This window comes from Amycolatopsis sp. SID8362 (genome assembly GCF_010550475.1).
Classification (GTDB): domain Bacteria; phylum Actinomycetota; class Actinomycetes; order Mycobacteriales; family Pseudonocardiaceae; genus Amycolatopsis; species Amycolatopsis eburnea.
Genome location: NZ_JAAGNB010001471.1, coordinates 1 through 6,382, shown reverse-complemented (window position 1 = coordinate 6,382; position 6,382 = coordinate 1). Strand labels below are relative to the sequence as shown.

7 protein-coding genes, 1 tRNA gene and 1 pseudogene are annotated in these 6,382 nt (G+C 72.1%); 6 read left to right on the top strand and 3 right to left on the bottom strand.

Annotation, left to right across the window (positions count from 1 at the left end; all coding sequences use genetic code 11):
• Nucleotides 1-401 (bottom strand): annotated as a pseudogene (locus tag G3I65_RS45340) (hypothetical protein); the annotation flags it as partial.
• Between the two features lie 232 nt (nt 402-633).
• Here G3I65_RS45340 and G3I65_RS45335 point away from each other — a divergent pair.
• Together G3I65_RS45335 and G3I65_RS45330 are read left to right on the top strand one after the other, a co-directional pair.
• The gene (locus tag G3I65_RS45335; RefSeq protein ID WP_160701578.1) at nt 634-1,239 is read left to right on the top strand and encodes a hypothetical protein; all 606 of its coding nucleotides are present in this window, start codon (nt 634-636) and stop codon (nt 1,237-1,239) included.
• A 68-nt stretch (nt 1,240-1,307) separates the two neighbouring features.
• Nucleotides 1,308-2,858, top strand: a complete 1,551-nt coding sequence (locus G3I65_RS45330) for a serine/threonine-protein kinase (RefSeq protein WP_160701577.1) — start codon at nt 1,308-1,310, stop codon at nt 2,856-2,858.
• Here the strand turns inward: G3I65_RS45330 and G3I65_RS45325 are convergent.
• Nucleotides 2,843-3,514, bottom strand: a complete 672-nt coding sequence (locus G3I65_RS45325; RefSeq protein ID WP_160701576.1) for an alpha/beta hydrolase — start codon at nt 3,512-3,514, stop codon at nt 2,843-2,845. The two genes, G3I65_RS45330 and G3I65_RS45325, sit on opposite strands and share 16 nt — an antisense overlap.
• 134 nt (nt 3,515-3,648) lie before the next feature.
• Here G3I65_RS45325 and G3I65_RS45320 point away from each other — a divergent pair, with 134 nt between their 5' ends.
• The 3 genes from G3I65_RS45320 to G3I65_RS45310 all read left to right on the top strand — a co-directional run bounded on the left by G3I65_RS45320 (nt 3,649) and on the right by G3I65_RS45310 (nt 4,970).
• Nucleotides 3,649-4,188 carry a DUF2716 domain-containing protein gene (locus G3I65_RS45320; protein WP_163046865.1) on the top strand — a complete coding sequence of 180 codons (540 nt, stop codon included), beginning with the start codon at nt 3,649-3,651 and terminating at the stop codon, nt 4,186-4,188.
• Between the two features lie 21 nt (nt 4,189-4,209).
• The gene (locus G3I65_RS45315) at nt 4,210-4,608 is read left to right on the top strand and encodes an immunity 7 family protein (protein WP_125309581.1); all 399 of its coding nucleotides are present in this window, start codon (nt 4,210-4,212) and stop codon (nt 4,606-4,608) included.
• Between the two features lie 68 nt (nt 4,609-4,676).
• Nucleotides 4,677-4,970 (top strand): YiaA/YiaB family inner membrane protein, encoded by a 294-nt coding sequence (locus tag G3I65_RS45310; RefSeq protein WP_160701575.1) that lies wholly within the window; start codon nt 4,677-4,679, stop codon nt 4,968-4,970.
• Nucleotides 4,971-5,050: 80 nt separating this feature from the next.
• Here the strand turns inward: G3I65_RS45310 and G3I65_RS45305 are convergent.
• Nucleotides 5,051-5,123: transfer RNA gene (locus G3I65_RS45305), tRNA-Gly, on the bottom strand.
• 187 nt (nt 5,124-5,310) lie between these two features.
• On the opposite strand from G3I65_RS45305, the gene G3I65_RS45300 reads away from it, so the two are divergent.
• The coding region (locus G3I65_RS45300) for a sigma-70 family RNA polymerase sigma factor (protein WP_160701574.1) at nt 5,311-6,382 on the top strand (1,072 nt) is incomplete at its 3' end.

Genomic DNA, 6,382 nt, shown 5'->3' with positions numbered 1-6,382 from the left:
CCCTGCTCGGCGGGCCCGTCGACGCGCAGGTAGCGGGTCGGCGTGATGTCGGCCGGGCTGGGCGCGGTCGTCATGTGGTCGGGGATCGCGGGCACGTGGCTCGTCGAGACCGTCTTCGGCAGCCCGGTCCGCTGCCACGGCGGGGGCGGCAGCGGCGCGGGCCGGGGCGACTCCACGCGCTGCGGCGGCGCGACGGGGTGCACCGGCGTGGGGTGGCTGGCGGGGTTCGCACTCCGCCAGGTGTCACCCGGACGGCGTAGCGGTGACGGCACCGGTGACGGGACCGTCGAACCGGAGGCCTGCGCGAGCAGCTCATCCCGCTGTTTGCGGTGGTCAGCGGGCTCGATGCGACCCTCGGCAAGCTCCGCGTCGAGACGGCGAAGCTCTTCCTGCCAGCTCATCCAAGGACCCCCATCCACCGTTCGGGGCATCAGTCTGGCACGCGCTGCCGACCTGCGAGGTTGCGGTTTGAGGTTGATCGGCAACGTAGCGCAAGTCGGCCGCTTTCGGGAGTCCCTTCGCGGGTCACCCGTCGAGCGGCCGAAAAGTGTCGTACATATGTTCTAAAATTGGCGTTGTCCAGGGGAGATGCCGCTCGCGACCGCGAGCGGCGTGATGGAGGAAGGCAGGGCCATGGCCTACATCACCCTGTCCACGTTCGTGGGCTACAGCGCGAGTTCCGGTCCGTCGCGGTCGTCGTTCGTCCGGCGGCAGCGGAGGCAGTACGAAGACCCGGCGCGAGCGGCGTTCAACTACTACCGGCGGGCGGCCAACGCGGTGCGGTCCGGCCGGGCGGCGAACCAGGACGAGGTGGCGCTGCGCGCGCTCGTCAGCGCCGCCGACGACCGGACGAAGCCGCACTACGCGGCGATAGCCGACGGCTGGCTGCGGTACCTCGGCCGCAAGTCGCCGAGGCTGGTCGAGGTCGGCCGCGGCCGCTGCCGGATCGGCGAGCTGGAGATCGGCGTCAGCCCGCAGATGGGGCTCCGCAAGAGCGACGGCCGCCGGTTCGCGACCTGGCTCTACTTCAAGGAGGAGCCGTTGACGAAGTCGTCGGCCCAGCTCGCGCTGTGGGTGCTGGAGCAGGCGATGCCCGACGTCCTGCCCGGCGGCGAGGCGCTGGTGATCGACGTCCGCCGCGCGAAGGAATACCAGCTCTCCGCCCGTGATCGCGAGCGGCTGAGGCCCTGGGCACGCAGCGAGGCGTCGGCGTTCCTCACCCTCTGGGACGCCGCCTGAGCCGGGGAGGCGCCGGGTGGTCCCGGCGCCTCCCCTAGCATCGCCCCCGAGCGTTCAGGGGGGCGACGATGAGACTGGTCGCGGGGCGGTACGCGATCTCGGCCGAGCTCGGCCGCGGCGGGATGGGCGTGGTCTGGCGCGCCGAAGACCAGGTGCTCGGGCGCCCGGTCGCGCTGAAGGAACTGGCCACCCCGCCGGGCACGAACCTCGAGCGCGTCATGCGCGAAGCCCGGACCGCGGGGCGGCTCAACGACCCCGGCGTCGTCACGGTGTACGACGTCGTCAGCGAGCACGGCGCCACGTTCATCGTGATGGAGCTGGTCGTCGCGCCCACGCTCGCGGACGTCGTCGGCCGCGAAGGCGCGCTGGCGAACGACCGCGTCGCCGCGCTCGGCCTGCAGGTGCTCAGCGCGCTCGAAAGCGCGCACCGGGCGGGCATCGTGCACCGGGACGTCAAGCCCAGCAACATCATGGTGCTGCCCGGCGACCGCGTGAAGCTCGCCGACTTCGGCATCGCGCGGGCCATGGACGACCCGGGCCTGACGCAGACCGGCGGCGTCATGGGCTCGCCCGGCTACATGGCGCCCGAGCTGTTCGCCGGCGCCGGCCCGGCTCCCGCGTCGGACCTCTGGTCGCTCGGCGCGACGCTGTTCCACGCCGCCGAAGGGCGCGCGCCCTTCCAGCGCACCACCACGGCCGCGACGCTGCACGCGATCATGTACGACCAGCCGGTGCTGGAACGCTGCCGCGGCCCGCTCGCCGACGCCGTCCGCGGCCTGCTCACGCAGTCCACTTCGGACCGGCTGACCGCGTCGGGCGTGCGCGGGCTGCTGGAAACCGCGCGCACGGCGATCACCGACTCGCCGACGCAGGCCGTGGACCCGGCGTCGCTGCCGACGATCGTCTTCGAACCGGTGACCGCGAAGGTCGCCGCGCCGTCACCGACCACAGTGGACTGGGACCGGCCGCGCAAGAAGCGGCTCCCGCTGGTGCTGGCCGGCGTCGCGGCGGCCGTGGTCGTCGCGCTCGGCGCGATCTTCCTGCTCAAGCCGTCGGCGCAGACCCCGGTGGCGGCCGCGGGGGTGACGTCGGAGCAGTCGTCCGCGCCGTCGAAGACCACCTCGCCCAGCCACAAGAAGTCCTCGGCACCGCCGTCCACGAGCGCGTCCGCCTTGCCGGGCGCGAGTTCGGCCGCCACCCCGCCGCCGTCGTCGTCGAGCGCGGGGGAGAAGCCGGATCCGGCCAAGGTGCCGCTGACCCGGTTCCACCACCCCGAAGGCGGCCACTTCAGCGGCACCAAGAAGGTCGGCCCGCCGGCGGGCTTCACCAAGGAGGGCGTCTTCGGTTCGCTCGTCGCGACGGCCGAGCCGGGTACGCGGAAGCTGTTCGCCTGCAAGGTGAAGGACCAGAAGGACTGGTTCAGCTCGACCGACCAGAGCGGCAAGTGCGAGGGCCAGCAGGCACTCGGCCTGCTCGGGTACCTCTACGCCAACCCGCCGTCCTGGGCGGCCGCGCGGGCGCTGTACCGCTGCAACGCGGGCGCGAGCCACTTCGACTCCCTCGACGCCGGCTGCGAGGGCAAGACGAAGGAGTTCCTGATGGGTTACGTCGTCAGCTGAAGCAGCACGTCGGCGACCAGCTCGGGCCGCGTGACGAACGGGTGGTGCGCCACCGGCAGTTCTACGACGTCGGTCGCGCGGCCGGCGTGTTCCCGCTGCTTCTCCGGCGGCGTCGCGAGATCGTCCGCGCAGACGAGGTAGGTCGACGGCTTGCCGCGCCAGGCGGCTTCGGTCGTCCGCTGGCCGAACACGGCCTCGTTCTGCGCGGCGAGCCGCGCGGCGGCCGCGGCGTAGGTGGCGTCGTCGAAGTCCTGGGCGAACAGCGGCCGCACGAGCTCTTCCCGGACGCTCGCGGTGCCGTCGCCGTGGCTGACGTGCCGTGGCTCGCCGCCGCCGAAGTCCGCGAGCGCCTCGCCGACGTCCGGCAGGAACGACGTCACGTAGATCAGCCGGTGCACCGCGGGGTGCCGGCCGGCCTGTGTGATCACCATCCCGCCGTAGGAATGTCCGACGAGCAGAACGGGCTCGTCGGACGCGTCGAGCAGCGCGCGAACGGCCGCGGCGTCGTCGAAGAGATCACCGCGCGGCTCGGCCTCGCAACTCGGCAGCACGGCCGTTGAGCTGCGCAAACCGTGGCGCGCGAGGACGTCCGCGGTCGGCTGCCACCACCAGGCGCCGTCCCGGACGAAGGCGCCGTGGACGAAGACGATTCGCATGGTGACAAGCTGGCACAACCCACCCGGTCGAGTGACACAGTTCGCGGCGAGCGGACGGGGACTGGACAAACCGAGGGGCGAACACGAAGCTTTCGCGTGTTCTTCCGTGCCTGGCCGACTTCGAGGTCCTCAAAGTGAATGCTGCCTGGGAAGCCGTCTCCCGCGTCGTGGACGAGCCCGCCTGGTACTGGGTGTACGACAAGCTGGGGTTCTGGCCGAGCACCTACGCCCACGCCTGGCCGGGCTTCCGCGAGCCGGCGCCGTCGCGCACCTGGGACCTCTCGCCCGGCGACCTCGACCGCGCGTCGGCCGAGTTCCGCCTCGGCCCGTACGCGGTCGAGGAGCACCAGGTGGCCGCCATCGCGCTGGCCGCGTTCCGCGAGGTCTGCGGCCCGGACGACTGGCTGTGGGCGCTGCACTGGCAGCACCAGTCCTACCGCGTCCGCCCGCACCTGATGACCGAAGGCGCCCGCTGGCCGGTGCCGGCGTTCCCGCGCGCGGACTACCACCTGTTCCTGGCGTCCGACTTCTCGTTCGGCACGCTCGGCCACCCGTGGGAGCGCACGCTCTGCGTCTTCGGCGAGAAGCTGGTGCCGGCGTTCGAGCGCCACGGCGAAGGCGTGCTGACCAACGTCCTGCGCCGCGACGGAAAGCCGTCCGCACTGGCCCGCTGAGCCCTTGCTACCGTTCTGCGGGTGTTCGAATTCCACGGCTGGGTGACCATCCAGGCGACCGCGAGCGGCGACGACGACGCGGCCCTCCTGGAGCGCCTGGTCGACCGCGTCCACCGCGCCATCCGCGACGCCGGCGACTTCGACCTGATCGACCTCCGCTGGAGCGGGGGCATGCCGATGCTCCACATCGCGGGCTTCGACAAGCACGGCGGGCGCGGCCTGGAACTGCTCGACCTCTTCACCCGGGTCGGTGAACTGGCGGCGGGCTCGTACGGCCTGCTCCACGTCTGGGACGACCAGGACACCGAGCACGACAACGAGTTCCGCGTCTACCGCATGGCCCGTGGCCAGGTGACCGAACGCGAAGACCCCCACCTGACCCCGGTCGCCCCGACGGTGCTGGACGTCTACGAGCTGTAGCCACTTCGCAACCGCGCCTGAGTAGTACTGCTCAAGACGCCGGGGCCGCCGGACGAGACCGTGGTCACATGACCAAATCCGGCACCACGTCCCCCACCACGACGGCCTTCTACATCCAGGCGGCGCTCTCGTTCGGCCTGGCGCTCGCGGCGGTCACCGGCGGGATCGCGTACCTCCCGGTCGACGGCTGGGTCCGCGGCTTCCTCGCCCTCGGCATGCTCTACCTGGTCACCTCGACGTTCACGCTCGCCAAGTGCGTCCGGGACAGACAGGACGAGACCTCGGTGGTCTCCCGCGTCGACCAAGCCCGGCTCGACAAGCTCCTCGCCGAGCACGACCCCTACAAGACCCACGCGGTGTGACCCCTTGTGACAGCGATCACGCACCCCCGAAAGACTGAAGGCCGCCTCCCGGACGAACCGGTAGACGGCCTTCGATCTTGAGCGGATGACGGGATTCGAACCCGCGACCCTCACCTTGGCAAGGTGATGCGCTACCAGCTGCGCTACATCCGCACTGCCTTGCTGATGGGAAGACTCTATACCCTCCCCCGAGTGGGCCGAACGCCGGGTCCCCCCATGCCCTGACCCGGTGCTTCGGTGTCACAGCTGGCGTACAAGGGGTGACGACGGCTGATTCCCTCCGTATGGTGTCCCCATTCGACCGAATGGGGAGACCTTCGGGGAGGAGGTGTCGGGCCGGATGACCGAGCTGGGCACGGTGCCGCCACCAGCGGCCTCGGAATCCGACGAGCAGGCACTGCTGCAACGGCTCCGCAACGGCGAAGACGCCGCGTTCGGGGAGCTGTTCGAGCTGCACGCCGCCGCCGTCCGCCGGCTCGCGCAGAGCCTGGCCGCCGACCGGTCCGAGGCCGAGGACATCACCGCGGAGACGTTCTTCCGCGTGCTGCAGGCCCTTCGCCGCGGCGCCGGCCCCCGCGACTACGTCCGCGCCTACCTGCTCACCGTCGCCCGCCGCGTTTCGTGGGAGTGGCACGGGGCCCGCCGCGACGTCCCGGTCTCCGACGACGAACTCACCTTCCGCGCCGGCGCGGGCGCGGACACGCACGCCCGCACCGCGGAGCACACGCTGATCACCACCGCGTTCACCAGCCTGCCGGAGCGCTGGCGGACGGTGCTGTGGCAGACCGAGGTCGAGGGCGAGCAGCCCGCCATGGTCGCGCCGCACTTCGGGCTGAGCGCGAACGCCACCGCGGCGCTGGCCCGCCGGGCGCGCCAGGGGCTGCGCGCGGCGTACCTGCAGGCCCACCTTTCGGTGAACCGCGGGCCGGACTCGTGCCGCGCGGTCGTCGAAAAGCTCGGCGGGTTCACCGCGGGCAGCGTCACCGGTGCCGAGGCCGAGCGGATCAAGGCGCACCTGCACGGCTGCGCGTCGTGCCGCGCCACCCAGGACGAGCTGCGCGACGTCTGTTCGTCGCTGCGCGCGCACGCCGGTGTGCTGGTGCTGCTGGTGCCCGCCGCCGCGTCGCTCGGCGGAAGCGGGGTGCTGGCCGGGCTCGGCACGACGATCAAGGGCGTCCTGGTCGGGTCGAAGGTCAAGATCGGGCTCGCGCTGGCGTCGACCGCCGCCGTGGGCGCGGTCGGCGTCGCGGCCGGTCCGGTGCTGTTCGGCTCGACGCCGGTCCAGGACGTCGGCCTGACCGGCGGCGCCCCGGAACTGGTGGTGGTGCCGCCGACCGAGACGCACCACGAACCGCCGCCGCAGCCGCAACCCGATCCCCGGATCGGCATCGGCGTGCTCAACGGCCGCGGCA